Annotated in this window: 21 protein-coding genes; 12 read left to right on the top strand and 9 right to left on the bottom strand. The window is 63.5% G+C overall.

Features of this window, described 5'->3' with window-relative positions; genetic code table 11:
* Positions 1-128: 128 nt before the first annotated feature.
* Positions 129-1,688: an EAL domain-containing protein gene (locus IB272_RS06280; RefSeq protein ID WP_192444239.1), complete on the bottom strand. Its 1,560-nt coding sequence runs from the start codon at positions 1,686-1,688 to the stop codon at positions 129-131.
* A gap of 178 nt (positions 1,689-1,866) precedes the next feature.
* On the opposite strand from IB272_RS06280, the gene IB272_RS06275 reads away from it, so the two are divergent.
* The 5 genes from IB272_RS06275 to IB272_RS06255 all read left to right on the top strand — a co-directional run bounded on the left by IB272_RS06275 (position 1,867) and on the right by IB272_RS06255 (position 7,424).
* Positions 1,867-3,117: a DUF3419 family protein gene (locus IB272_RS06275; RefSeq protein ID WP_060582680.1), complete on the top strand. Its 1,251-nt coding sequence runs from the start codon at positions 1,867-1,869 to the stop codon at positions 3,115-3,117.
* A 36-nt stretch (positions 3,118-3,153) separates the two neighbouring features.
* On the top strand, positions 3,154-3,789 hold the full coding sequence (locus IB272_RS06270) for a class I SAM-dependent methyltransferase (protein WP_060582678.1): 636 nt from the start codon (positions 3,154-3,156) through the stop codon (positions 3,787-3,789).
* A gap of 239 nt (positions 3,790-4,028) precedes the next feature.
* Positions 4,029-4,820 carry a GH25 family lysozyme gene (locus IB272_RS06265; protein ID WP_060582676.1) on the top strand — a complete coding sequence of 264 codons (792 nt, stop codon included), beginning with the start codon at positions 4,029-4,031 and terminating at the stop codon, positions 4,818-4,820.
* A gap of 141 nt (positions 4,821-4,961) precedes the next feature.
* The gene (locus IB272_RS06260) at positions 4,962-6,191 is read left to right on the top strand and encodes a lytic murein transglycosylase (RefSeq protein WP_060582784.1); all 1,230 of its coding nucleotides are present in this window, start codon (positions 4,962-4,964) and stop codon (positions 6,189-6,191) included.
* 294 nt (positions 6,192-6,485) lie between these two features.
* Positions 6,486-7,424, top strand: coding sequence for a DMT family transporter (locus IB272_RS06255; RefSeq protein WP_060582674.1), 939 nt, complete (start codon positions 6,486-6,488; stop codon positions 7,422-7,424).
* A gap of 743 nt (positions 7,425-8,167) precedes the next feature.
* Here the strand turns inward: IB272_RS06255 and metF are convergent.
* From metF to IB272_RS06235, 4 genes are all read right to left on the bottom strand, one after another.
* Positions 8,168-9,109: a methylenetetrahydrofolate reductase [NAD(P)H] gene (metF, locus tag IB272_RS06250; protein ID WP_060582672.1), complete on the bottom strand. Its 942-nt coding sequence runs from the start codon at positions 9,107-9,109 to the stop codon at positions 8,168-8,170.
* Between the two features lie 2 nt (positions 9,110-9,111).
* Positions 9,112-10,131, bottom strand: coding sequence for a metalloregulator ArsR/SmtB family transcription factor (locus IB272_RS06245; protein ID WP_192444238.1), 1,020 nt, complete (start codon positions 10,129-10,131; stop codon positions 9,112-9,114).
* Between the two features lie 606 nt (positions 10,132-10,737).
* Positions 10,738-12,387, bottom strand: coding sequence for an energy-dependent translational throttle protein EttA (gene ettA / locus IB272_RS06240; protein WP_034792366.1), 1,650 nt, complete (start codon positions 12,385-12,387; stop codon positions 10,738-10,740).
* 209 nt (positions 12,388-12,596) lie between these two features.
* Positions 12,597-13,379: a ribonuclease gene (locus tag IB272_RS06235; RefSeq protein ID WP_060582670.1), complete on the bottom strand. Its 783-nt coding sequence runs from the start codon at positions 13,377-13,379 to the stop codon at positions 12,597-12,599.
* Positions 13,380-13,565: 186 nt separating this feature from the next.
* Between IB272_RS06235 and IB272_RS06230 the strand changes: the two genes are divergently transcribed.
* The 3 genes from IB272_RS06230 to IB272_RS06220 are packed head-to-tail and all read left to right on the top strand — an operon-like array spanning position 13,566 to position 17,160.
* Complete coding sequence (locus IB272_RS06230) at positions 13,566-14,501, top strand: alpha/beta hydrolase (protein ID WP_060582668.1); 936 nt, start codon at positions 13,566-13,568, stop codon at positions 14,499-14,501.
* Between the two features lie 11 nt (positions 14,502-14,512).
* Positions 14,513-15,466 carry a DMT family transporter gene (locus IB272_RS06225; protein ID WP_034792361.1) on the top strand — a complete coding sequence of 318 codons (954 nt, stop codon included), beginning with the start codon at positions 14,513-14,515 and terminating at the stop codon, positions 15,464-15,466.
* A 47-nt stretch (positions 15,467-15,513) separates the two neighbouring features.
* Complete coding sequence (locus IB272_RS06220; protein WP_034792359.1) at positions 15,514-17,160, top strand: thiamine pyrophosphate-binding protein; 1,647 nt, start codon at positions 15,514-15,516, stop codon at positions 17,158-17,160.
* A 309-nt stretch (positions 17,161-17,469) separates the two neighbouring features.
* On the opposite strand, the gene IB272_RS06215 is transcribed toward IB272_RS06220, so the two are convergent.
* From IB272_RS06215 to IB272_RS06205, 3 genes are all read right to left on the bottom strand, one after another.
* Positions 17,470-17,820: a cupin domain-containing protein gene (locus IB272_RS06215; protein ID WP_060515907.1), complete on the bottom strand. Its 351-nt coding sequence runs from the start codon at positions 17,818-17,820 to the stop codon at positions 17,470-17,472.
* 63 nt (positions 17,821-17,883) lie between these two features.
* A complete protein-coding gene (locus tag IB272_RS06210) occupies positions 17,884-18,222 on the bottom strand; it encodes a TIGR01244 family sulfur transferase (protein WP_034792356.1) in 339 nt (112 codons plus the stop codon).
* 92 nt (positions 18,223-18,314) lie between these two features.
* A complete protein-coding gene (locus tag IB272_RS06205; RefSeq protein ID WP_060582666.1) occupies positions 18,315-19,160 on the bottom strand; it encodes a DUF4432 family protein in 846 nt (281 codons plus the stop codon).
* Between the two features lie 164 nt (positions 19,161-19,324).
* Between IB272_RS06205 and IB272_RS06200 the strand changes: the two genes are divergently transcribed.
* From IB272_RS06200 to IB272_RS06185, 4 genes are all read left to right on the top strand, one after another.
* Positions 19,325-20,779, top strand: coding sequence for a L,D-transpeptidase (locus IB272_RS06200; RefSeq protein WP_034792355.1), 1,455 nt, complete (start codon positions 19,325-19,327; stop codon positions 20,777-20,779).
* Between the two features lie 386 nt (positions 20,780-21,165).
* Positions 21,166-22,455, top strand: a complete 1,290-nt coding sequence (locus tag IB272_RS06195; protein ID WP_192444237.1) for an FAD-binding oxidoreductase — start codon at positions 21,166-21,168, stop codon at positions 22,453-22,455.
* Positions 22,456-22,717: 262 nt separating this feature from the next.
* Positions 22,718-23,083 carry a hypothetical protein gene (locus IB272_RS06190; RefSeq protein ID WP_060515904.1) on the top strand — a complete coding sequence of 122 codons (366 nt, stop codon included), beginning with the start codon at positions 22,718-22,720 and terminating at the stop codon, positions 23,081-23,083.
* 156 nt (positions 23,084-23,239) lie between these two features.
* Entirely contained in the window at positions 23,240-23,770 is a 531-nt protein-coding gene (locus tag IB272_RS06185; protein ID WP_060582662.1) for a dihydrofolate reductase family protein, read from the top strand.
* A gap of 160 nt (positions 23,771-23,930) precedes the next feature.
* Here IB272_RS06185 and IB272_RS06180 read toward each other — a convergent pair whose 3' ends face one another.
* Positions 23,931-24,545: a GNAT family N-acetyltransferase gene (locus IB272_RS06180; RefSeq protein ID WP_234852534.1), complete on the bottom strand. Its 615-nt coding sequence runs from the start codon at positions 24,543-24,545 to the stop codon at positions 23,931-23,933.
* Between the last annotated feature and the right edge of the window lie 104 nt (positions 24,546-24,649).

Below are 24,649 nucleotides of genomic sequence, written 5' to 3'. Positions count from 1 at the left end.
CGATCCTCCGGCCTGATGCGCAAAGAGAACCAGCATTTTGCTGCAAGGGAAAGCCCCGGCCGCCTCAACTTTTCATATTGGAAAAACGCACAAGCAGTCGAAAAAAGTGCAGCGCTTCGAGCTCTCGCTCACGCACTCGCAGAGAGGCGCGCCTCTCCCGCTTCGCCGTCGCCGACGAGCACCGACACGTCGGCCATAACAGGCGAAACCCAGGGACCGCGGATCTCGGCAGCGCCACAGGTCCGCGCGCAATCCGCCTCGCTCTCCTTCTCGACACCGCTGACGGCGATCGAAAGCCGCAGCACCTGTCCGGTCTTGATCAGGCAGGCGAGCAACGCCACGCTGCGTTCGCTGCCATGTGCGGCCCGCACGGCGGCGAGATCGACGGTCACCTGGTCGGGCTGCACCTCCGAGATCTGGTTCAGGGGCAGCGACGAGGCGGAGCCGCCGCCAAGCGCGACGCGAACGCCGAGCGCGCGCAGCCCCCGCAAGTTTTCGGTGACGATGACGAGATCGTCCGTCGAGACGCCCTCGGCGACCTCGATCGTCAGGCGTTCCGGCGAAAGGCCAGCATCCGAAAGGCACCGCTCCACCTGCGTGACGAAATCGCGGTCGCGCAGTTGCGAGACGAAGGGCGCAATCGTCAGCCCTTTCGGGAAAGACCAGCCGGCCGCCTGCCTGCAGGCGGACTGAAGCGCCCAGGCGGCAAGCGCCAGCGTAGTCGCGCTCTGCTCCGGCGGCTCGAACGTTTCCGCGCCGATGACGCCGAGATGCGGATGCCGCCAGCGCAGCAGCGCCTGGAACCCACCGATGGAGCCGCTTTCGATGCCGAGGATCGGCAGGAATGCGAGAAAGAACTCCTCTGCCTCGAAACCGCGCGTAAGATCGCGCTCGGCTTCCGCCCGCTGCCGCACGGCATGGCTCAGGGTTTCCGAGTGGAAGGCATGACTGTTGCCGCTGATCGCCTTGGCTTCGTAAAGCGCCAGGTCCGCCCTTTTCAACACGTCGGATGTCGATTTGTCCGACCGCTCGATGAAGGCGATGCCGATGCTGCAGCCTGAAGCGATGCGCGTTTCCCCGAGATCGAACGGCGCTTCGAACAGCTTTTCCACCCGCGTTGCGAGCATTTCCGCATCGGCCTGAGACGGCGCGCACGCGGCCGCAAGCACGAACTCGTCACCGCCGAGGCGGTAGACCGTCGCCTCGCCGGCAAAGGCACGCCTGAGCCGGGCGCCGAACAGAGCCAGCAACCGGTCGCCGGCGTCATGTCCCAGCGTGTCGTTGATCACCTTGAAGCGATCGAGATCGAGAAGAAGCAAGGCGTTGCGCGCAAACGCGGCACCTTCTGCGCTGAGTGCCTGGCTGATATCGGCCTCGAGCGCAGCGCGGTTTGCAAGCCCAGTCAGCTTGTCGCGATGGACTTCGTTGCGCAGGCGACGCTCGGCGCGCCGCGCGGCACGCAGCTCCAGCTCGAGCCGGCGCGAGTAGCGCCAGCGATAGAAGGAGCCGCCGAGGATGAAAGGCATGGCGCCGGCCGCCATAACGGCAGGGACGTCCCAATGCGGCGCCATCTGGTCGGGAAGAGCGGTTCCGCTGGCAAGCCACGCCACAGAAACCAGAGCCCCCAATGCCGCGCCGGCAGCCGCAAATCGCTGCTCGGGCTTCGGCAGAAACGTACCTAACATCATGTCGACGCCCCCCGTATGTAAGGCGGTGCTAGCACGTCAGGGTTTAATGAATTCTTATGGGTGAAAAATTGTAGATTTGCGTTCCGGAGACCGCCCCGGCCCTGTGAGAAAGCCCGTCATCAAAGTGTAGCCGAGTCACTTTAGAAGCGCCTAAGTTTCAACTGGATGACCGTCTGAGATGAATGAAATCGCTTCCGACGTTGGCTTTGGCAGAAAAAATCCGAAGCTGAAAAACGCCCTGCTCCAGCACAAGACCCTCTCCCTCGCAGGCTTCTCGGAACGTCTGTTCGGCCTGCTCTTTTCGGGCCTCGTCTATCCGCAGATCTGGGAAGATCCGATCGTCGACATGGAGGCGATGCAACTGACCCCGGAAAGCCGGATCGTCACCATCGGCTCCGGCGGCTGCAACATGCTGACCTATCTGTCGGCCGGCCCACGGAAAATAGACGTCGTCGACCTCAACCCGCACCATATCGCGCTCAACCGCCTGAAGCTCGCAGCCTTCCGCCATCTGCCGAGCCACAAGGATGTCACGCGCTTCCTGGCGATCCAGGGCACGACGACCAACGTCCAGGCTTTCGATCTATTCCTCGCGCCGAAGCTTGATACAGCGACGCGCAGCTACTGGACCGGCCGCGACATGACCGGTCGCCGGCGTATCGGCGTCTTTGGCCGCAATATCTACCGCACCGGTCTGCTCGGCCGCTTCATTGCCGCCAGCCACCTGCTTGCCCGCCTGCACGGCGTCAATCCGGAGGACTTCGTCCAGGCGCGCTCCATGCGCGAACAACGGCAGTTCTTCGACGAGCGCCTGGCGCCTCTCTTCGATCGTCCCGTCATCCGCTGGATCACCGGGCGCAAGAGCTCCCTTTTCGGCCTCGGCATTCCGCCGCAGCAGTTCGACGAACTCGCAAGCCTGAGTGCCGAAAAGTCGCTCGCCGCCGTTCTGCGCCATCGCCTGGAGAAGCTCACCTGTCACTTCCCGCTGCGCGAAAACTACTTCGCCTGGCAGGCCTTCGGCCGCCGCTACCCGCTGTCGCATGAAGGCGACCTGCCGCCCTATCTTGATGCCGGCGCCTATGAGGCGATCCGCAACAATGCCGAGCGCGTCGAGATACATCACGCAAGCTTCACCGAGCTTCTCGCCGGCAAATCCGCCGGCTCGGTCGACCGCTATATCCTGCTCGACGCGCAGGACTGGATGACCGACCAGCAGCTGAACGACCTCTGGACCGAGATCACCCGCACGGCGGATGAGGGTGCGGTCGTGATCTTCCGCACGGCGGCGGAAGACAGCATCCTGCCCGGCCGTGTCTCCCCGGCCCTGCTCGACCAGTGGCACTACGACGCCGAAACCTCGCTACGGCTGGGCGCCGAAGACCGCTCCGCCATCTATGGCGGCTTTCACATCTACCGCAGGAAGGGCTGAGACGTGCAACAGGCCGGGATCTCCCACGCGCGGCGCATGGACCATATGTACCGCTATCAGCGGCACTTCTACGATCTCACGCGGAAGTACTACCTCTTCGGCCGCGACACGCTCATCCGCGACATGAACCCGGCCTCCGGTGCCTCGGTGCTTGAGGTCGGCTGCGGCACCGGCCGCAATCTGGCGCTGATCAGCCGCTGTTTCCCGTCGGCCCGCCTGTTCGGGCTCGACATATCCCAGGAAATGCTGACCTCGGCCGATGCGAAGCTCAATCGCGGCGGCAACAGGCGCGCCACGCTGCACGTCGCCGACGCGACGGACTTCGACCCGGCGATCTTCGGCGAAAGGGGTTTCGATCACATCGTCATCTCCTACTCGCTGTCGATGATCCCTGACTGGCAGAAGGCGATCGACGCGGCGATCGCAGCGCTTAATCCGGGCGGTTCGCTGCACATTGCCGATTTCGGCCAGCAGGAACGCCTGCCGACGAGCTTCCGCCGGGCGCTGCACGGCTGGCTCAACCGCTTCCACGTGACGCCGCGCGAGCGGCTGTTCGACGTGTTATGCGAGAAAGCCCGCGAAAATGGCGCCGATCTCGAGCGGCGCACGATCGGCCGCGGCTATGCCTGGCTCGCCGTCTATCACCGCCCTTCCGTGGCGATCGCCGCCTGAGTGGCAGGCGGTTTACACAAAGGTTTTGCATCCCGCCTGAGGGCAGCCATTCCGGCAAGCGCCGAAACCGCCTGGTTTTCGGCGTTTTTGCGCTTTTCCGCCGTCCGCAATTCCCGCTTGAGCTAACTCAATTTTTACGATGATATGGTGAAAATGGGGTTCACGCCTCACTGGGGAAATCACCGACAGGAAGCCATCGTGTGAGGCAGGATCATCGATCGTCTCTAGACAGGAAAATCATGCGCCGGCTTCTCCTGGCTCTCTTGCCGCTTGCGACCCTTCTTTCCGGCTGCTCGTCGACCGACTATGACCTGATGCAGACGGCATCGATCCCGCCGCGCTTCCACGATACGGACCCGCAGAACTTCGGCGACCGGACCCCGCAGCACCACAATATCCACGGCATCGACGTTTCGAAATGGAATGGCGATATCGACTGGATGAAGGTGAAGAAGTCGGGCGTCTCCTTCGCCTTCATCAAGGCGACGGAAGGCAAGGACCGGGTCGATACCCGCTTTCCCGAATACTGGCAGAAGGCACGGGCCGCCGGCATCCCTTATGCGCCCTATCACTTCTACTATTTCTGCTCGACCGCCGACGACCAGGCCGATTGGTTCATTGCCAACGTGCCGAAGAGTGCCGTCTACCTGCCGCCGGTTCTCGACGTCGAGTGGAACGGCGAATCGAAGACCTGCCGCCATCGCCCGACGCCGGACGAAGTGCGCGTCGAGATGAAGCGCTTCATGGACCGGCTCGAAGCCCATTACGGCAAGCGCCCGATCATCTACACCTCGGTCGACTTCCACCGCGACAATCTCGTCGACCAGTTCAAGGAACATCACTTCTGGGTGCGCTCGGTCGCCAAGCATCCGGGTGAGGTCTATGTCGAGCGCCGCTGGGCGTTCTGGCAATATACCAGCACCGGGGTCATCCCCGGCATCGACGGCGCCACCGATATCAATGTCTTCGCCGGCTCGGCGAAAAACTGGAAGAACTGGGTCGCAGCGGTCTCGCAACCGAAGCAGGACTGACATTCCTGCCGGCAGGTGCGGCAGGAAGACCCATTTTCTTCTTTCGGTCATAATGCTCTGAGAGAGCAACGGCAGATTTCGCAGCGATTTGATTGCCCGTGGTGGTGCAAGGCGCCCCACGGCAAAGAAAGGAATTTCATGATGACCCGCACAGCCCGGCGCGCGCTTGCCTCCGTCGCTCTTCTGGCGCTGACCGCCTCGGCCGCCGCCGCCCAGACCGCAGCCTCGACAGGCGCGAAGACGGCATCCCCGGCCGTTGCCTGCGGTGGCGATCTCGCAACCTTCCTTCAGGGCGTGAAGGCCGAAGCGGTCGCCAAGGGCGTTCCGGCCGATGTCGCCGACCGGGCGCTCGCCGGTGCCGCCATCAATGAAAAGGTGCTCAGCCGCGACCGCGCCCAGGGCGTCTTCAAGCAGACCTTCACCGAATTCTCCAAGCGCACCGTCAGCAAGTCGCGCCTCGATATCGGCCAGCAGAAAATGAAGGAATATGCTGACGTCTTTACTCGCGCAGAGAAAGAATTCGGCGTGCCGGCCCCGGTCATCACCGCCTTCTGGGCGATGGAGACCGACTTCGGCGCCGTCCAGGGTGACTTCAACACCCGCGACGCGCTGGTGACGCTGTCCCACGACTGCCGCCGTCCCGAGATGTTCCGCCCGCAGCTGATCGCGGCGATCGAGATGGTCCAGCATGGCGACCTCGACCCGGCGACGACGACAGGCGCCTGGGCCGGCGAGATCGGCCAGGTGCAGATGCTGCCGGAAGACATCATCGCCTATGGCGTCGATGGCGACGGCGACGGCCACGTGAACCTGAAGAAGAGCTCGCCCGACGCGATCCTGACCGCCGCCAAGTTCATCCAGAGCCTCGGCTACAAGGCTGGCCAGCCGGTAATCCAGGAAGTCAGCGTTCCCGAGCAACTCCCCTGGGAAAAGACCGGCCTGCAGCCGGGCATGAAGGCCAGCGACTGGTTCGCGCTCGGCGTCAAGCCGCGCAACGGCGACACCGCCTTCGGCAACCTCGAAGCCTCGCTGGTGCTGCCGCAGGGCCGCAAGGGCGTGGCCTTCCTCACCTACCCCAACTTCAACGTCTATCTCGAATGGAACCAGTCGTTCATCTACACAACGTCTGCCGCCTATTTCGCGACCCGTCTCGGCGGCGCGCCGACCTATGAAGGCGGCAATCCGGAACCGGGCCTCGACGACACCGGCATGAAGGCACTGCAGAGCAAGCTGCAGACGCTCGGCCACGATGTCGGCAAGATCGACGGCATCCTCGGCTCCGGCACCCGCGCGGCACTCCAGAAGGAGCAGCTCCGCCTCGGCCGTCCGGCCGACGGCTGGGCGACGCTCGAACTCCTGAACGCGCTTTAAGCCCGAACCGCCGTTTCAAAACCATGACCCCGGAGATCGGATCGATCTCCGGGGTTTTTTCATGCCACAACGGCCGACCGGATCCCGGTTGATGAGAGCCCACCGGCTCGCCCCCACGCATGCCGCCCTAATCATCGCCGCAAGAACCGGGTGGTTCCGCCGGGCGTGCCGGGTTATGTATCCTGTGTCGGAGCACAACCGATCCGGGAGCGGTAACCAGGCGCTTGCGCCATGGCGTCCACCCGGCGGAGGGAGACTGACGCCACCACGCAATCAGCACGGATAGGCATCACCATGAATGCGCGAAGCACCGTCGATGGCAATCAGATGAGCGCCGGGACCTGGGCGCTGCTTGCCCTGCTCGGCCTGATCTGGGGCGGATCGTTCTTCTTCGCCCGCGTTGCCGTCGCCCATGTGCCGCCCTTCACGCTGGTGTTCCTGCGTTTGGGCCTGGCAGCCCTGGCGCTGCATATCTACATCCGCGGCCGCTTCGGCATGTACGAGGCGCTTGCCGGCCGCTGGCGCGAATTCGCGCTGATGGGGCTGATCAACAACGCCATTCCGCACGCCTTCATCTTCCTTGGACAAACCCACATCGGCGCCGGACTGGCGGCGATCCTCAACGCCACGACGCCGGTCTGGACGGTGATCATCGCCAACATGGCGACCGAGGACGAGAAGCTGAGTTCCGCCAAGATCGCCGGCTGCCTGCTCGGGCTCGCCGGCACCGTCGTCCTGATCGGGCCGAGCGCCGTTGCCGGTCTCTTCGGCACCACAAGCAGCGTGCCGCTCTGGGCGCTGCTGCTGCCGGTGCTTGCCGCCATCAGCTATGGTTTTGCGGCGACCTACGGCAAACGCTTCCGCGATCTCGCGCCTCCCGTGACGGCCGCAGGCCAGCTGACCGCCTCGACGCTGATCGCGCTGCCGGTGGCCGCCTTTACCGACACGCCCTGGCTGCTGCCGATGCCGCCCGTCGAGGTGATCCTGTCGATCCTCGGCCTGGCGCTGGTTTCGACGGCCTATGCCTACATCCTCTTTTTCCGCATCATGCGCGCGGCCGGCGCCACCAATGCCTCACTGGTCACCCTGCTGGTGCCTCCAAGCGCGATCCTGCTCGGCTACCTCTTTCTCGGCGAGACGCTGCAGGCGGCCGATTCTGCCGGCATGGTGCTGATCGCCCTCGGCCTCGCCGTGCTCGACGGTCGAATCCTGCGTTTCCGGCGGGTCGCCTGACATCTGATCGTGGTCGGTTACAGGAAAAGCCCACACACCTTGAGTGCTTCGCACCGCGTGAAAAAGACATGGTTTGCGGGGGAATCGACGGCCGATTTTCGTCCCGCTCCGGGCCACTCACGCACGGTTACGAACGTTTATATTAACCTTCCCGAAGCGATTGTGAAAAAAATGTGGCAGCCTGGAAAATTAAATAAAATCAGAACTATAGGCCTGTGAATAAGGCAGCGCCGGCTCACGCATTTCGCACTGCAGCACAAGTTTCCCTTTAACGTGTCGTGATTTCGCCCTATGTTTTAACGCGTTAACGCAGGGAGGGTCTTCCATGGGCCTTACACATTCGCTGAATGTCATCATGATCAGTGCAGCGTTCGTATTCGTGGCCACGATGCTCTTCATCTGAGGAGCGGCCGCTGAGAGTCCAAACCGAATAGGGACTTAAATTTCCGGGAAACCATTTTGCAGCACCAAGCCAGTTAGACCGCCAAGAGAGCATAAGGTCTAGACGCTGCGACAAACGAGAAAGCGCCTGAAGATCGATCTTCGGGCGCTTTCCTTTTTGGTGGATGCTGTAGCGATCGGGACGCTTGCTGCGACCGCAGCCGAAGAGACCCCAAAAGGCATGGAGCCATACCAAAGCGCGGCGGCGACCTCTGTCTGCCAGGACACGCGGCGCGTTCGCAGCCATTCGGAAGTTCAACATGGCGAAGCGCACCTTGCCCGTCGCAAGGTGCGAGCGAAGGTCAGGCGGCCGCGCCGGCCGCCACCATCCGCGGTGCATCGATCGCGCCCTCCACAGAGACCCGCTCGAAACCGACGAGATCCAGCACGGCTGTCACCAGCGGCGTGCGGTTCATCGAATAGATATGGAAATCGCGTACGCCGCGCCGGGCGAGATCGACGATCTGCTCGGCGGCGATGTGGGTCGCCTCCTTGAAGCGCTCGACCGGCTGGTCCTCGAGATGCACGAGCCGCGTGACGATCGCCTCCGGCACGGTGGCGCCACAAAGGCCAGCGAATTTCTGCACCTGCGCCAGATTGTTGATCGGCAGGATGCCCGGCACGATCGGGATGTTGACGCCAGCGCGCCGCACTCGTTCGAGGTAGCGCTCGAAATCATTGTTGTCGAAGAAGAATTGGGTCAGGGCCCGGGTTGCGCCCGCATCGACCTTGCGCTTCAGCATGTCGATGTCAGCGGCGACGTCAGGGCTTTCCGGGTGCTTCTCCGGATAGGAGGAGACGGAAATCTCGATGTCGTCCCCGCGCGCACGGATCGCCCGCACGAGGTCGGTGCTGCTGGCGTAACCCTCGGGATGCGGCTGGTACGTGCTGCCGATGCCGCCCTGGGGATCGCCGCGCAGCGCCACGAAGTGGCGGACGCCGAAGCTGAGATACTCGTCGATCACGGCATCGACCTCCGCCTTCGGCGCGCCGACGCAGGTCAGGTGCGCGGCGGTATTGGCAATGCCGCTATCCGCGATCAATCGCCTGACCGTCGTCAGCGAACGCGCCTTGGTCGAGCCGCCGGCGCCGTAGGTGACGGTGATGAAGGCCGGACCGAAGGCCGAAAGGTCGTCTGCCGTCTGGAAGAGCTGCGCTTCCATCTCGTCGGTCTTGGGCGGGAAATATTCGAAGGAGAGCCGGAGATTGCCGCGTTCGGCCGGGTAAAGCGTCTGTGCCGTCATTATTATACTCCCCCCGCCTGGACACGCGGCCGCGGCGTTTCATTCTCGTTCACGGCCCGCCGATCACGCGCGAGCCAGATCGTCACCGTCAATTTTCCATCATTCGCCCCCTCAGGCGAAAGATCCGTGGTCTTCTCGAGCACAAGGCCAGCCTTCGCCAGCCAATCGGCCATCGCCTGATGCGAGAAGCCGAGGCGCGCATGGGCGTGCTCGTCGCGCAGATACTCAAGCCCGTGCGGCGCGAAGTCGATGATGACCAGCCGTCCACCCGGCATCAGCATGCGCGCGGCTTCCGCGATCGCGGCTTCTGGCTCTTCGAGGAAATGCAGCACCTGGTGAATGGTGACGAGGTCGAAGGTCTGGCCGTCGAGCGGCAGGTTGAAGATGTCCCCATGGCGGATCGACGCCTTGGTGATGCCGGCGCGATCGAGATTGGAGCGCGCCACCGCAAGCATGTCGCGGCTGGCGTCGACGCCGATACCGCGACGATAGAGGCCCTCGAACAGCTGCAGGATGCGGCCTGTGCCGGTGCCGAGATCGAGCAGGCTTTCGACCGGCTCGTCGCCCACCATTTCGCGCAGCTTCGCCTCGACGTCACGCTCGCTGACATGCAGGCGGCGAAGCTCGTCCCAGCCGGCGGCGTTGCGGCTGAAATAGGCCTGCGCCTTCTCCGAGCGCGCCTTCTTCAAGGTGGTAAGCCGGGCTGCATCACGCGCCAACACCGCGTCGTCGACGGAGGCGGAAGCCAGCATCGCCCGCACGAGCCCGACCCGGGCACCGTCCTGACGGAGGCGGAAATAGGCCCAGGCGCCCTCCTGGTAGCGGTCGATCAGCTCGACCTCCGCCAGCAGCTTCAGATGCCTGGAAATGCGTGGCTGCGATTGACCGAGAATTTCGGTAAGATCGGTGACGGTCAGATCGCCGGCGGCGAGAAGCGCGACGAGACGCATGCGGGTCGGCTCGCCCGCCGCCTTCAGCACGTCCACCAACGCATCCAGACCCAGTTCTCTCTGCAGAGCCATAGCGATCCCCATCAACACATAAAGATATGTTTATGTGATTTGCGGTGGTGACGCAAGCGGATTTGCGCGGAGAGGCCAAACAATGGCGCCGGCGGAACAGATGCTTGTGTATGGACGCCATGCGCCACAAACGATGTCTCGGGCGGCACGTCAGGAGACCTGCGAAGGTCCCGCTAGTAGGCCGACTTCACGACCCGAATGAGGGCAGCCCCACGCAACCGTGACAAACCTGGCGCTGTTCCCGGCGTTGGGACGCCACCCTATCCGCGCCTCTGCCGCCCGAGGTACGCGTCATCCGCGGCCAGCCCATCTCGCCGCAGCGATAGACAAACCTGCAAACGCCCGTTCGCGCCCGCCATCTGGACGGCAACCGCAGAGCTGATCGCTACGCCGACCCTGGAGCGTCCCGCACGTTCATCCCCCGCGCAGGCCAAGCGACAAACAGACCCTGGCGCGCAACCGAGCGACAGCTGGTCTTCGCCTCAGGTCAGGAGACAAGGGAAAACGGGCGAAGCCTGCGCCTCGCCCGTTCCTAGAACAAATGTTGCAGCGCCCGCTTCAACGGACGCAGCAAGGTCCAGCGCCACGATATGGCGGCGGCTGAAATCAGCGCGTCAGGCGCTTGTAGGTGACGCGCTTCGGGTTGACCGAGTCCGGGCCGAGGCGGCGGATCTTGTCCTTCTCGTAGTCTTCGAAGTTGCCTTCGAACCACTCGACCTGGCTGTCGCCTTCAAAAGCGAGGATGTGCGTTGCCAGGCGGTCGAGGAACATGCGGTCGTGGCTGATGATAACGGCGCAACCGGCGAAGTTTTCGAGCGCGATTTCGAGCGCTGCCAGCGTCTCGGTGTCGAGGTCGTTGGTCGGTTCGTCGAGCAGCAGCACGTTGCCGCCGTTCTTCAGCATCTTGGCGAGGTGAACGCGGTTGCGCTGACCGCCCGAGAGGTTGCCGACCTTCTGCTGCTGGTCGCCGCCCTTGAAGTTGAAGGTCGAGCAATAGGCGCGCGAGTTCATCTCGTGCTTGCCGAGCTTGATGACTTCAGCACCGCCGGAGATTTCTTCCCAGACGGTCTTGTTGCCGTCGAGCGCGTCGCGGCTCTGGTCGACATAGCCGAGGTGCACGGTATCACCGATGCGGATCGAGCCGCTGTCGGGCTGTTCCTGGCCGGTGATCATGCGGAAGAGCGTCGTCTTACCGGCGCCGTTCGGGCCGATGATGCCGACGATGCCGCCCGGCGGCAGCTTCAGCGACAGGCCGTCGATCAGCAGGCGATCGCCATAGCCCTTGGTGACGCCTTCCATCTCGATGACCACCTGGCCGAGACGTTCGCCGACCGGGATGATGATCTGCGCGTCGCCGGGGCGCTGGTTTTCCGCCGCGTTGACCAGTTCGTCATAGGAGCGGATACGCGCCTTGGACTTGGCCTGACGAGCCTTGGGGCTGGATGCGATCCATTCCTGTTCGCGAGCGATCGCCTTCTGGCGGGACGCCTCTTCGCGACCTTCCTGCTGCATGCGCTTGGCCTTCGCAACCAGGTAGGCCGAGTAGTTGCCCTCGTAGGGGATGCTGCGGCCGCGGTCGAGCTCGAGGATCCAGCCGGTGACGTTGTCGAGGAAGTAACGGTCGTGGGTGATCATCAGCACGGCGCCCGGATACTCGCGCAGGTGCTTTTCGAGCCAGGCGATCGTCTCGGCGTCGAGGTGGTTGGTCGGTTCGTCGAGGAGCAGCAGGTCCGGCTGCGAGAGCAGCAGCTTGCAGAGCGCGACACGACGCTTTTCACCGCCCGACAGGTTGGTGACTTCCGCGTCGCCCGGCGGGCAGCGCAGCGCTTCCATGGCCATTTCGACCTGACTTTCCAGATCCCAGAGGTTCTGGCTGTCGATGATATCCTGGAGCTTGGCGCCCTCTTCCGCCGTCTCGTCGGAATAGTTCATCATCAGTTCGTTGTAGCGGTCGACGATCGCCTTCTTCTTGGCAACCCCTTCCATGGCGTTTTCAAGCACCGTCTTCGTCGGATCGAGCTGCGGCTCCTGCGGCAGGTATCCGACGGTCGCACCTTCGGCCACCCAGGCCTCGCCGGTGAATTCCTTGTCGAGGCCGGCCATGATGCGCAGAACCGTCGACTTACCGGCGCCGTTGGGGCCGAGGATACCGATCTTGGCATCCGGGTAGAACGACAGATGAACGTTCTCGAGAACCTTCTTCGCGCCGTAGGACTTATTAAGCCCGGCCATATGATAGATGAACTGACGTGCCATGAGGGAATGCTCCGCAGGGATAAGGAAATTTGCCCGCTATGTAGGCGAATTATAGGAAGGGGGCAATGATCAAAGGCATCCGCCCCCGCCCTATCCCAAAACGAACATCCCCATCGGAACGCCCGGCAGGCTCTCCCGGAAGGCGCCTAAAGCCGGCGCGGTCCAGGCCGCACCATAAGGCGCTGCCACGGCCGACCGGGCGAAACGCCCTACCCGCGACCGGCAGTATCGGCGATACCCTTGGCGCATTTGAACTCGGTCGTGCCTGCGGCCTGGATCAGCGGCCCGAGGCTCGCAGCCTTCATGACATCGCCCGTGAGCCCGATCGTCAGCCCGGTGATGATGCTGCGGCCCTGCACGGTCTGGCAGCGCATGCGCACCCGGTCGCCGGCTCCAGCGCCAAAACTCTGGTCGAAGGCCTGCTTGATCGCCGCCTCATCGAGTTCCGCACCCACACGCTGGCGGAAAAGTGCCCCGACCGCCGAGCGGTTGAGCTCTTCCAGCATGCGCAGCTGCACCGAGAAATAGTCGTCGACCGAGCCGCTCTGGCAGGTGCCGCTTCGCAGCCACTGGTGCCGGTCGAGACCGGACTGTACCCCGGGCATGGCGATAAGCAGCCGCGCCGCGGTGTCGTCGGCCATGGCAAGCTTCGGCAGCTCTAGCCAGCTGCCCTTGCGGTCGGTTGCCCGCGCTTCTGCCGCGACCCCGCAATAGCTCTTGCGCAGCGGCCACAGGCCATGCAGCGAGAGGTTGGTGGCATCGAAGCGTTCCGCCGTCTGGCTCTCGCATTCCTTGCGTTGCGGCCGCGTCTCGCAGAAACCGGGCTGCCAGCTGACCGCCAGTACGTAGTCGGTGCGGCTGGTTGAACTTGCCGGCGCAGCACCCTTGGATGCGTCTTCACCGGCAGCAAAGGCGCCGGAACCAAGCAACAGCGTCAGCGCCGCCAGGATGCCCGCCACAGAACCTGATATCGCTTTACAAAAACGGACCATGATATACTCCCGCAAAAACAAAACGGGAACAAATATCGCCCAAAACGGGAAAATTGCAACCCCTAATGTAATGCACCGTCAAATCGCTTGTGACCTCATGCGCAACGATCAACAAGCGGCGATTGCCTTTGCCACGCAAATCGATTTGAAATCTCAAAGGTCTGTCGATTGCTTCCGGGAGTAGAGATGTTCGGGCAGGTGAAGACGCATCAGAGCCCGACCGGTGCCAGCTTGAGCTGGCGGCATTTTCCGGCAACCACAGAAGCCCGTGGCATCCTTCTCGTCAGCCATGGCCTTGCCGAGCATTCCGGCCGATATGCCCGCTTTGCCGAGGCGATGGCCGGCCACGGCTTCCATGTCTATGCCCACGACCATCGCGGCCACGGCGCGACGCAGGCGCCTGACGCCCAGCTTGGGATGTTCGCAAGCCGCGACGGCCTCGACAAGATATTCGCGGACATCCGGGCAGTGCGGGAGATTGCGACCACCGCCCATCCGGGCTTGCCGGTCATCCTCTTCGGCCATTCCATGGGTGGACTGATCGCGCTCAATGCCGCCGAAACCGATCCCGGCCTCTACGATGCGCTTGCCGTCTGGAACTCCAACTTCCGGCCGGGCCTTGCCGGCCGTGGCGGACAGGTGATCCTGAAGATCGAAAAGGCGCTCAAAGGGTCTGACGTGCCGAGCCCGCTTCTGACCAAGCTCACCTTCGGCATGTGGGGCGGCGCCATCAAGGATCGCAAGACCGATCTCGACTGGTTGTCGCGCGACGATGCCGAGGTCGCCAAATACGCCGCCGACCCGCTCTGCGGCTTCGATGCGACGGTCTCGCTCTGGCTCGATCTTTTCCGCCTGTCCTTCGATGGAGCCCGGCCCGACCGGCTGGCGCGGCTCCGGAAAAACCTGCCCATTCATCTCGTCGGCGGCAGCGCTGACCCGTCGACCGAGATGGGCAACGCCGTCCGCTGGCTTGGCACGAAGATGAAAGCCGCCGGTCTCAGCGACGTTAGCGTCACCGTCTATGACGGCATGCGCCACGAAACACTGAACGAACTCGGCCGGGACCAGGCGACGGCCGACTTTGCCGCCTGGTGCCTGCGCGCCGTCGCAGGGCGGCGCTGACCGGGAATATCATGGCCGACATGTCGCTTCCCAAGATCGCCGCCGACCACAACCGCATCTCCTTCGGGCTGACGCTGATGGTGATCTCGGTGCTTCTGTCGCCGCTGATCGACATCTTCGCCAAGCTCGCGATCGCCACCGTTCCCTCGGCCGAAATCACCGCCGTGCGCTTTCTGCTGCAGGTCGTCTTCATCCTGCCGATCGTGCTCTTCCGCGGCAGCCTGTTTGATCTCACCTGGAAGAAGACCGGGCTGCACGCGTTGCGCGGCGGTCTGCTGGTCGTGACCATGCTCTCCTTCATTACCACGCTGAAGGTCATGGAAGTCGCCGACGCGATCGCGATCTTCTTCGTCGAGCCGATCATCCTCACGATCCTTGGCAGCATCTTCCTGAAGGAGACGATCGGCTGGCGGCGCTACACCGCCTGCGGCGTCGGCTTCTTCGGCGCGCTGCTCGTCATCCAGCCGAGCATGCAGGAGGTCGGCTGGATCGCCCTTCTGCCTGTTGTGGCCGCCTTCGGTCTTGCCGTTTTCCTGCTCGTCACCCGCATGGTCGCGCAAAATGAGGACCCCTGGTCGATGCAGTTTCACGCCGGCGTCTGGGGCGCGCTCTTCTGTCTCGTGCTGCTTTATTTCGGCGAAGGCACCGGTTCCGGCATCTTCGATCCGGTCTGGCCGGAAGGGTACACCTGGTATTACCTGCTCGGCGTCGGCGTCACCGCCACCATTTCAGGCGTGCTCGGCGTCTATGCCTATCGCGCCGCCCCGGCCTCGGTGCTGGCGCCGCTGCAGTATCTCGAAATCGTTTCGGCCACGATCTTCGGCTGGCTCGTCTTCGGCGACCTGCCCGACGCGCTGAAGTGGCTCGGCATCGCCATCATCATCGGCTCCGGCCTCTACATCATCTGGCGCGAGCGCCGCGTGCACAAGGACACGAGCGTCGCTCCGGTGTCGCCAGCCATCTGAAAACAAAGCCATCTGAAAACAAAAGAAAGACCATCGGGAGGAATATCATGAAAACTGGAGGTCAGCTCATCGTTGACGCGCTCGTCGCCAACGGGGTGAAGCGCATCGCCTGCGTGCCGGGGGAAAGCTATCTCGCCGTGCTCGACGCGCTCTACGACACCGACATCGACGTGCTCGTCTGCCGCCAGGAAGGCGGGGCCGCGATGATGGCGGATGCCTGGGGGCGGCTGACCGGCGAGCCCGGCATCTGCATGGTGACCCGCGGCCCTGGCGCGACCAACGCTTCCGCCGGCCTCCATGTCGCCAAGCAGGATTCGATCCCGATGATCCTCTTCATCGGCCAGGTGCAGAGCGAAGCGCGCGAGCGCGAGGCCTTCCAGGAGATCGAATACCGCCGCGCCTTCACCGAGGTCGCCAAATGGGTGGGCGAGATCGACGATCCCGCCCGCATTCCGGAATTCGTCACCCGCGCCTTCGCGGTCGCCACGTCCGGCCGCCCCGGCCCTGTCGTGCTGACGCTCCCCGAGGACATGCTGACCCGCAGCGCCGAGGCGCCCGCCGCCAAACCCTACCAGCCGGTCGAGGGTCATCCAGGTCCGGCGCAGATGAAGCGGCTCGGCGAAATGCTGAGCAACGCCAAGCGCCCGATCGCCGTCCTCGGCGGCACTCGCTGGACAGCGGAAAGCGTTGCTGAATTCCAGCGCTTCGCTGAACGCTGGAAGCTGCCGGTCGGCTGCTCCTTCCGTCGCCAGATGCTGTTTGATCACCTGCACCCGATGTACGCCGGCGACGTCGGCATCGGCATCAACCCCGCTCTGGCAAAAGAGGTCAAGGAAGCGGATCTCATCCTGCTTATCGGCGGCCGCTTCTCGGAAATGCCCTCGTCCGGCTACACGCTGATGGACAGCCCCTACCCGCACCAGACGCTGGTGCATGTGCATCCTGACAGTTCCGAACTCGGCCGTGTTTACAGGCCGGAGCTGGCGATTGCCGCCAGCCCGCGCGACTTCGTCGCCGCGCTCGAAAGCCTTGCACCGCCGAGCGAACCGAGCTGGTCCGCACGCACCGAGACCATGCACGCCGCCTATCTCAAGTGGTCGACCCCGCCGGAAACCGGCCCGGGCGCGGTGCAGATGGGCCCGATCATGAACTGGATCGAGGCGAACGTGCCGGAGGATACGATCTTCACCAACGGCGCCGGCAACTACGCCACCTGGGTGCATCGCTTCCACCGCTTCCGCCGCTACGCCACCCAGGCAGCCCCGGCTTCGGGCTCAATGGGTTACGGCCTGCCGGCGGCGGTCGCCGCCAAGCAGCTGCATCCGGATCGCGAAGTCATCTGCTTTGCCGGGGATGGCTGCTTCCTGATGCACGGCCAGGAATTCGCAACCGCCGTGCGCTACCGCCTGCCGATCATCACCGTCGTCGTCAACAACGGTATCTACGGCACGATCCGCATGCACCAGGAGCGCGACTATCCCGGCCGCGTCAGCGCCACCGATCTCACCAACCCGGATTTTGCAGCCCTTGCCCGCGCCTATGGCGGCCACGGCGAGACGGTCGAGAAGACGGAAGAGTTTGCCGACGCCTTCCTCAGGGCGCGCGCCAGCGGCAAGCCGGCGATCATCGAGATCAAGCTCGATCCCGAAGCGATCACCCCGACGCGCACGCTAAGCGAGATCAGGGCGGGCTGAGCAAGTCTTGTTCGTGAAGGGTCCAATCACGGCGCAGACGCGCCGTGATTGGATTTCTGTGACAAGCACAGGAATGAGGACGATTGAGCATTTGCGATGGGGGCCTTCTTCCCACGCGCCCGCGCTTCTGTGCCTGCGAGCGCGCGGGCGAAGCGACGGTTCTCAGGGCGTCGTGCGCCAATTGAACGCCGATCGGCCACCATTATATCTCCTTCGTTCCTGTGCTTGTCACAGGAATCCAGCAGCGCCGCCTCGGCGGCGCGGGGAACGATCACGCCCGCTAACTGCCTACGAGATACGTCCAGCCGCTTACTCCAGCCATTCCGTCGAAAACGCACCGGCTTCATGCAGGTCGGTCGTCTCCAGGCGCCCTGGCCCGAGGTTCTCGAACTTGTGCGGCACATTGGCCGGCGCCACGACGATCTGACCGGCCTCGGCATCGATGATGCGGTCGCCGACGGTGAAGCGGGCGCGGCCGACGCGGACGATGAAGGTTTCCGGATAGGGATGGCGGTGCAATTTCGGCCCGTACCCGATCTCGTCGGTGGAAACGAAGATCACCGAAAGGCCTGCGCCATAGGCGCCGCCCTCGAATTCGCCCTTCCAGGCGTCGGGCTCATCCGCCCATTGCTCCCGCGAAATGAGATGCGCTTCGGCCATGCCGATCCTCCACTGTCAGATGGAACGATGCGGCCGAGCGCGAGAGTTTGGATTTTGCGTGGCTCAGCCGCGGATATGCTGGGTCTGCTGGTAGACGGCCGTCGAGCGCGCGCCGGAACGGCAATAGCCGAGCATCGGCCGCTGGAACTCGTCGAGCGCGTCGACCATGCTCTTCACGGCGTCGGCGGTCACGCCCATCGGGCCGACGGGAATGTGCTTGGTTTCGATGCCGAGTTCTTCGGCACGGGCAGCGATGGAATCAAAGGTCGGCTGGTCCGGCGCCTCGAAGTCCGGGCGGTGGCAGACGATGGACTTGAAGCCGAGCGCCTTGATCTGGTCGAGGTCCTCGACCGCGATCTGGCCGGTAACCGAGTATTCGTCGTTGATCTGGCGGATGTCCATGGTCGTCTTCCTTGAGGCAAATTTCCCGGCCTCTGATGTAGGCGCAGCCTTATCTCCCGTCAATTCAAAAGCCGCATCGTCAAGGCGCAGGATCAGACGACCGAAAAGGCGATGGCGTAGCTGCGCGCCTCGCCCGGCTGAAGCGGTGTCAGTTCCCCGGCCGCAGCCAACTCCGGCCGTTTGGCGATCCGGTGCGATACCGGCTCGATGCTGATCACGTTGGCCTCGCCGCGCTGGCAGCGCCACATCTGCAGGAAGGGCAAAGTATCGGCCCGGAACCGCACTTTCAGATTTCGGCCGCCGAGCCCCGCGAGATCCGCAAGCGTGACCTCCGACCAGCCATCGGAACCGACGGCCGCCGGCAGGCAGAAATGTGCGCTCTCGCCGGTGCCGAAGCGCCAGGCGCTCTCCCCGCCTGCAAGCGAAGCGCTGACGATGCGGGTCTCGTCCCCAAGCAACCGGCCGCCAATGTTGAGGTGATACATCATGACAGGCGGAAAGGCGGTGACGCCGGAATTGACGACGCGATCTTCGAGCACCACTTCGTGCCGCGCGGCATCGATTCGCCAGCGCCGCTCGACCCGCGCCCGCCCGCCATCGGCGAGCGCCACCTCGATCGTCGCCGTGCACTCGGCCCCGTCGCTCGCCATCTCCGTGTGGCTGACGGCTGTTCCGGCCAGTGACCCGTGCAGCGGATAGCATGCGCCTTCCGCGCCACCTTCGATCGCCTCGGGATGGCGGATATGGTCTGGACCGCAGGTAAAGAGAAAACCGGCCAGCGCCCGGTCGATCCTCGGGTCCCCATCCGACGGGATCGCAGCACCCGGCGACAGGTCGACGCCGTCGACGACGAAGGCGGCGATATCGAGCGCGGAGAGCCGGTCGAACAGCACATGATTCTCTTGAAAATCCTGAGGTTCTTCGAGCGTCTTCAGCATGTTCTCTTCCTCAAATCGGCCGCAGAATCACTGCAATCACAAAGAGATGATAGCTGAGGAGAGACGCATTTCAGCGGTTGAAGGCCGGGATTGCGCCGCCTAGATAGAATTTAACTGCTTGTTCATGATGAATTCATTTTTTTCACATTAACGTCGAAATCGAAATGTATCGCGCCACATTCACCACAATGAAAACAGGTTCTCTCGTGACGTCAGCGACCCGCACAGGCCTCTCGCTCCTCGCCGCAGTCGGCTTTCTTGCCGTGGATCTGACGGCCGCCTTCGCGCAGGACTATCGCGGCTACAATCGCTATGGCGACGATGTCATGCTGGTCACGCCCGACGGCGAAATCCTCGATTATGTACCCCGCTCCGACGAAGTGCAGACCATGCGCGACAGCCGTGGCCGCACGCTTCTGATCGACAGCTGGGGCAATGTGGTCGCAACCGTGGTGCCCAATAATCGCGGCCGCCAACGCGACTACGGCGGCAACCGCCAGGGCGATTACGGCGGCTATCGCCGTCAGGGTGACGTGGATATCTATTCCAACCGACGCTACCGGGAAACCGAGCGCGGCTACGGCTATTCCGAGCCCGGCGACGTCACCGGCTCCGTTCCCGACTACCGCGACGTCGTTCCGCCGTCGACCGACGGCAACGAACTGCCAAACAGCCTGCCCGGCCTGATCGACGGCACCCAGGAGGCTTCCGTCGATCCGAACGACGGCAACCCAATGCGCCAGTCGATGCCGCCGGCGATCTCGGTCAAGTCGAAGTCGCGCGCCGAGATCACAGCACTTCAGGTCTTCCTCGACCGCGAAGGTTTTTCACCAGGCGTGATCGACGGCAAGATGGGCTCGAACGTCACCAAGGCGATCGAAGCCTTTCAGCAGTCGACCGGCGAAACGCTCGATCCCAACAACACCGACGACATTCTCGAGCGGCTGCGGATGAACGGCGGCATGCCGATCACCAGCTACACGATCACGGCCGCCGACGCCGCCGGCCCCTATGTCGCGTCGATCCCCGAGGATTACGCGCACAAAGCGATGCTGCCGCACATGTCCTTCACCTCGACGACGGAAATGCTCGGCGAGAAGTTCCACATGGACGAGGCCTATCTGCGCGAGTTGAACCCGGGCGTCGATTTCACCATTCCAGGCACGATCATCAAGGTGATCAACCCCGGTGCCAACAAGACCGGCAAGGTCGCCCGCATCCTCGCCGACAAGGCGCGCAAGCAGGTGCTCGCCTATGACGACGCCGGCAAGCTGATTGCCGCCTATCCGGCAACGATCGGCTCGTCCGACACGCCGTCTCCGTCAGGCACGGTCAATGTCGAGCGCATCGCGCTCAATCCGGGCTACACATACAATCCGAAGATCAACTTCAAGCAGGGCAACAACGACAAGATTTTGACCCTGCAGCCGGGCCCGAACGGTCCCGTCGGCACGGTCTGGATCGCGCTCTCGAAGCCCACCTACGGCATTCACGGCACGCCGGAACCCTCGAAGATCGGCAAGACCCAGAGCCATGGCTGCGTGCGCCTGACCAACTGGGACGCGACCGAGCTTGCCAAGATGGTGAGCACGGGCGTCACGGTCGAGTTCGTCGACTGAGCGAAGCCGGCCGCCCGTTAACCGAACCGTTGTTTTTTTGGCATTTTTCTTGAGGCTTCCCCCAATTGGGTGAGTGACTTCGCGCCTGCAGCATAGATGATGGAGTTGCCTGGCCGACCATCCACGACGAGGCACTCTTTTTTAAATTTCTTTGCGCCGACCCGTCGGCTAAATCGTTTCAGACCTATCCATTTACGAAGACCGCAGCTGCCGACGACCCAGCTGCGGTTTTTTTTCGAGCGCCGGGTGCAAAAGCCCTCCCGCCGCTCTCCCCGTCCATCATGACTTCATGAAACATTGTCATGAGAATTTTTCCGGCAATCGGCTATCACCGGATATCTCAACGACAATGGCCGACCTGCGGCCGCACTTGAAGGATGGCCTGAATGGCGACGGAGCGCACCCTGCCCAACCTCTGGCATGCGACGGCACCGGCCGCCCCTGAGACCAGGCCGCTCAGCCAGGACCTGACGACCGATGTGGCGATCATAGGCGGCGGCTTTACCGGCCTCTCGGCAGCGCTGCACCTGGCCGAAAAAGGCGTGAAGGCAACGGTCATCGAAGCCAAGATGATCGGCTTTGGCGGCTCCGGCCGCAATGTCGGCCTCGTCAATGCCGGCATGTGGGTGAAGCCCGACGACCTGATCTCTACCCTCGGCCCCGAGGCCGGCAACCGGCTGCTGACCGAACTCGGCGACGGCCCGTCACAGGTCTATGCGCTCGTCGAGAAGCACGGCATGCCTTGCGAGGCGGTGCGCAACGGTACGCTGCACATGGCCGTCGGCAGCGAGGGCATCACCGAGATCAAGGACCGCGAAGCGCAGTGGCAGAAGCGCGGCGCGCCGGTCGAGGCGCTTTCGGCCGAGCGGGCGCACGCGCTCACCGGCGCTGAAGGTTTTTCCGGCGCCCTGCTCGACCGCCGCGCCGGCACCATCCAGCCGCTCGCCTATGCCCGCGGGCTCGCCCGCGCTGCCCTTGCCGCCGGTGCCGAGATCTACACCGACACGCCGCTGACCGGTGCGGAGCACCAGGGCGACAGCTGGGTATTGAAGGCCGGCAACAACACGGTCCGCGCGAAACAGGTGATCCTCGCCACCAATGCCTATGGCGGCCTCTTCGCCGAGAGCCCCTGGCAGGCCCATACGCAGGAACTGACGATCCTGCCCTATTTCCAGTTCGCCACCAATCCGCTGCCGGACGCCGTCGCCAAGCGCATCCTGCCGGAGCGCCAGGGCACTTGGGACACCGGCCTCGTCATGACCTCCTTCCGCATGGACCAGCAGAACCGGCTGATCTTCGGCTCGATCGGCCGGCTCGACGCGATCGCTGAAGGCACGCACCGCGCCTTTGCCGCCCGCTCGCTGCGCAAGCTCTTCCCCTTCATCGGCGATTTCCGGTTTGAGTACTGGTGGGACGGCCGCATCGGCATGACCACCAACAACCTGCCGGCCATGCACACGCTCGCCCCCAACGTCGTTTCCGTCAGCGGCTACAACGGCCGCGGCATCGCGCCGGGCACCGTCTTCGGCCGCGCACTCGCCAGCCACGTCACCGGCGAAACCTCGGCGATCCCGCTCGCCGAAACGCCCGTGACCCCGGACACCTGGCGCGGCGTGAAGTCCGCCTTCTACCACGCAGGCGCCCAGGCCAAGCACTTCATCGACCGTCGGTTCTGAGGTAGCGCACGGTGCGGACCGTTCATTTCGGTTCGCGACCATGCCATGCGGTTTCGCCACGGGGTGAAATGCGCGCCAGCCGGACTGCGCCGGCCCATGCTGACCTATCTTGAATGTTGAAACCCTGAGGTGTAGCGTCCGCCGCGGGTGCCCCTCCAAACCTGCTGCCGGGTTGAAGGGCCGCGGAACTTTACTCGACGACCATGTTCATCAACGTCGAAGCGTAATCGGCAGACTTCGACCAGGAGCATCGGATCGTCTCATGCTGCACCCGCAGGTCAGGTTCTCGCCGTCCAATATCGCCGCCCTGAAGAAGTCCCTCCGGGATCGTTACCCGCACATCAAGTCATCCCACCTGGACGAGGCAATCGCCGCGTCGTTCGGCTTCAAATCCCATGCGGCATTGCGCCCGGCGCTGCTTCAGGTCGGCAACCACGCCCGGCTGATCGTCATCACCGATCATATGTTGCTTCTGCTTCGGCTGGAGGAACTGGGATACCGAGATATCGACGCCGGAGACTTGCGCCACCTGATGTGGGACATAAAATTCCCCGACCACTGGTACGATCAACACCTTGAAAAGGCCGTGACGAAACGCAGACGGCCGACAGCGGCCAATTCGCAATAGCGCAGCAGCGACCATCGGTGGCCCGTGCACGGTAGAGACCGTCGATGGCAAAGCCCAAAAACCGCTTGCGATTTGAAATCAGTCGGCTTAGCGTTGACCGATTGCACGTCGCAAGCAGACCCGTGCGAACGGGCCATTCGAGACAAGGAACTGGCCATGGCTAAGCTCGTGTTCGGAATGAACCAGTCGCTGGACGGCTACGTCGACCACATGGAGTTTGCGCCAAGTCCCACGCTCTTCCGCCATTTCATCAAGGAGGCCGAACAGCAGACGGGCAGCCTGTACGGTCGCCGGATCTATGAGATCATGCGCTACTGGGACGACGAGCATCCGGAATGGGATGCGGACAGACAGGCCTTCGCAGCCGCGTGGCGAAAGCAGCCGAAATGGGTCGTCTCGCGCTCCTCGGCGTCCGTCGGCCCCAATGCCCGGCTCGTCGACGGTGATATTGCGGGCGCCGTGCGCAAGCTGAAGGCCGAGCACGACGGCGAGATCGAAGTGGCAGGCCCCGTCCTCGCGCACAGCCTCACCGAACTGGGCTTGATCGACGAGTACCGGATCTACCTGCACCCGGTCGTCCTTGGTCACGGCAACCCCTATTTCGCCGGCCCCCGCCCGCGGCTCCGCCTGATCGCTCATGATCGGATCGGCGAGGACGTGGTGCGGCTGGTCTACGTTCCCGCTTAGTCGCCGGACTTGCCGGTCCCGTCAGCGAGCGGCTCTGTGCTTCGCGCTAACGGCGTGAAATCCGCATTCGACCCGGTTCGTTTCAGCTGCGACCTTGGCTTTCAAGCCAGATGAGCGCTCCGCGAACTGCGGCTCCGGCAAGTTGGTGCTGCCTTTGCTCTCACTCGGAGCGTCTCCAGCGATACGACCAACCGTCGATCCTCTCCTCGGTGGCCTTCAGCAACAAGGCGTCAGGCAGGAACTGGCCACGCACCAGGCCAATCTTTTCGAGAACACGGCAGCTGGTCTCATGTGCAGCCGCGCATATGGTATGAACCTCGGATAGGGGTGACTGCTGCTTGACCCAATGCATAATCGCAAGACCGGCTTCCGTCGCCAGCCCCCGTCCCCAATAGGCCGGACCGATGCCATAGTGAATTTCCGCACGGTCCCCATCCACAAACATGAGGAAGAGGCCCATCGGCCGCTGGTCGCTGCGGTCGATGATGCTCCAGATGAAGCGGTCACCATCCGCCCAGTTGCTTTCTCCCCACGCATGGATGACCGCCTCGGTGCTGGATTGCGCGGGATGAGCGCCGCGCGGCAAAAATCGTGCTGCCATGTTGTTGCCGGTGTATTCCGTAAACACGGACGCTGCGTGTTCAGAGCGGGCTGCACGCAGGTGAAGGCGGCTTGTCGTTAGTTCAACGGGCGGCGTGATCAACTTCAGGTGTCCGGGCGGGGCAGAGCGCGCGGACATCTTAATTCCATCGGGACAAAGAGCGAAAGCCACCATCGATCGCTTCCGGCGTAGAAAGTCCCTGGCCGCGCGGTGAAGCTGCCCCCAACATCACTGCGCCGCGATCAGCAAAGCAAAACGCCTCGGATCATCCCTGACCC

The sequence above is a fragment of the Ensifer sp. ENS08 genome, assembly GCF_014852195.1.
In the GTDB taxonomy this organism is placed as follows: domain Bacteria; phylum Pseudomonadota; class Alphaproteobacteria; order Rhizobiales; family Rhizobiaceae; genus Ensifer; species Ensifer adhaerens.
This window is presented reverse-complemented; position numbering and strand designations above follow the sequence as displayed.

What these genes read in the sequence shown, in the direction of transcription:
- IB272_RS06235 (WP_060582670.1), bottom strand. Translation starts at nt 13,379, where the DNA reads ATGGTCCGTTTTTGTAAAGCGATATCAGGTTCTGTGGCGGGCATCCTG.
- IB272_RS06205 (WP_060582666.1), bottom strand. Translation starts at nt 19,160, where the DNA reads ATGCTGAAGACGCTCGAAGAACCTCAGGATTTTCAAGAGAATCATGTG.
- IB272_RS06225 (WP_034792361.1), top strand. Translation starts at nt 14,513, where the DNA reads ATGGCCGACATGTCGCTTCCCAAGATCGCCGCCGACCACAACCGCATC.
- IB272_RS06200 (WP_034792355.1), top strand. Translation starts at nt 19,325, where the DNA reads ATGTATCGCGCCACATTCACCACAATGAAAACAGGTTCTCTCGTGACG.
- metF (WP_060582672.1), bottom strand. Translation starts at nt 9,109, where the DNA reads ATGACGGCACAGACGCTTTACCCGGCCGAACGCGGCAATCTCCGGCTC.
- IB272_RS06210 (WP_034792356.1), bottom strand. Translation starts at nt 18,222, where the DNA reads ATGGACATCCGCCAGATCAACGACGAATACTCGGTTACCGGCCAGATC.
- IB272_RS06260 (WP_060582784.1), top strand. Translation starts at nt 4,962, where the DNA reads ATGACCCGCACAGCCCGGCGCGCGCTTGCCTCCGTCGCTCTTCTGGCG.
- IB272_RS06280 (WP_192444239.1), bottom strand. Translation starts at nt 1,688, where the DNA reads ATGATGTTAGGTACGTTTCTGCCGAAGCCCGAGCAGCGATTTGCGGCT.
- IB272_RS06185 (WP_060582662.1), top strand. Translation starts at nt 23,240, where the DNA reads ATGGCTAAGCTCGTGTTCGGAATGAACCAGTCGCTGGACGGCTACGTC.
- IB272_RS06275 (WP_060582680.1), top strand. Translation starts at nt 1,867, where the DNA reads ATGAATGAAATCGCTTCCGACGTTGGCTTTGGCAGAAAAAATCCGAAG.
- IB272_RS06270 (WP_060582678.1), top strand. Translation starts at nt 3,154, where the DNA reads ATGGACCATATGTACCGCTATCAGCGGCACTTCTACGATCTCACGCGG.
- ettA (WP_034792366.1), bottom strand. Translation starts at nt 12,387, where the DNA reads ATGGCACGTCAGTTCATCTATCATATGGCCGGGCTTAATAAGTCCTAC.
- IB272_RS06255 (WP_060582674.1), top strand. Translation starts at nt 6,486, where the DNA reads ATGAATGCGCGAAGCACCGTCGATGGCAATCAGATGAGCGCCGGGACC.
- IB272_RS06230 (WP_060582668.1), top strand. Translation starts at nt 13,566, where the DNA reads ATGTTCGGGCAGGTGAAGACGCATCAGAGCCCGACCGGTGCCAGCTTG.
- IB272_RS06195 (WP_192444237.1), top strand. Translation starts at nt 21,166, where the DNA reads ATGGCGACGGAGCGCACCCTGCCCAACCTCTGGCATGCGACGGCACCG.
- IB272_RS06180 (WP_234852534.1), bottom strand. Translation starts at nt 24,545, where the DNA reads ATGGTGGCTTTCGCTCTTTGTCCCGATGGAATTAAGATGTCCGCGCGC.
- IB272_RS06220 (WP_034792359.1), top strand. Translation starts at nt 15,514, where the DNA reads ATGAAAACTGGAGGTCAGCTCATCGTTGACGCGCTCGTCGCCAACGGG.
- IB272_RS06245 (WP_192444238.1), bottom strand. Translation starts at nt 10,131, where the DNA reads ATGGCTCTGCAGAGAGAACTGGGTCTGGATGCGTTGGTGGACGTGCTG.
- IB272_RS06265 (WP_060582676.1), top strand. Translation starts at nt 4,029, where the DNA reads ATGCGCCGGCTTCTCCTGGCTCTCTTGCCGCTTGCGACCCTTCTTTCC.
- IB272_RS06215 (WP_060515907.1), bottom strand. Translation starts at nt 17,820, where the DNA reads ATGGCCGAAGCGCATCTCATTTCGCGGGAGCAATGGGCGGATGAGCCC.
- IB272_RS06190 (WP_060515904.1), top strand. Translation starts at nt 22,718, where the DNA reads ATGCTGCACCCGCAGGTCAGGTTCTCGCCGTCCAATATCGCCGCCCTG.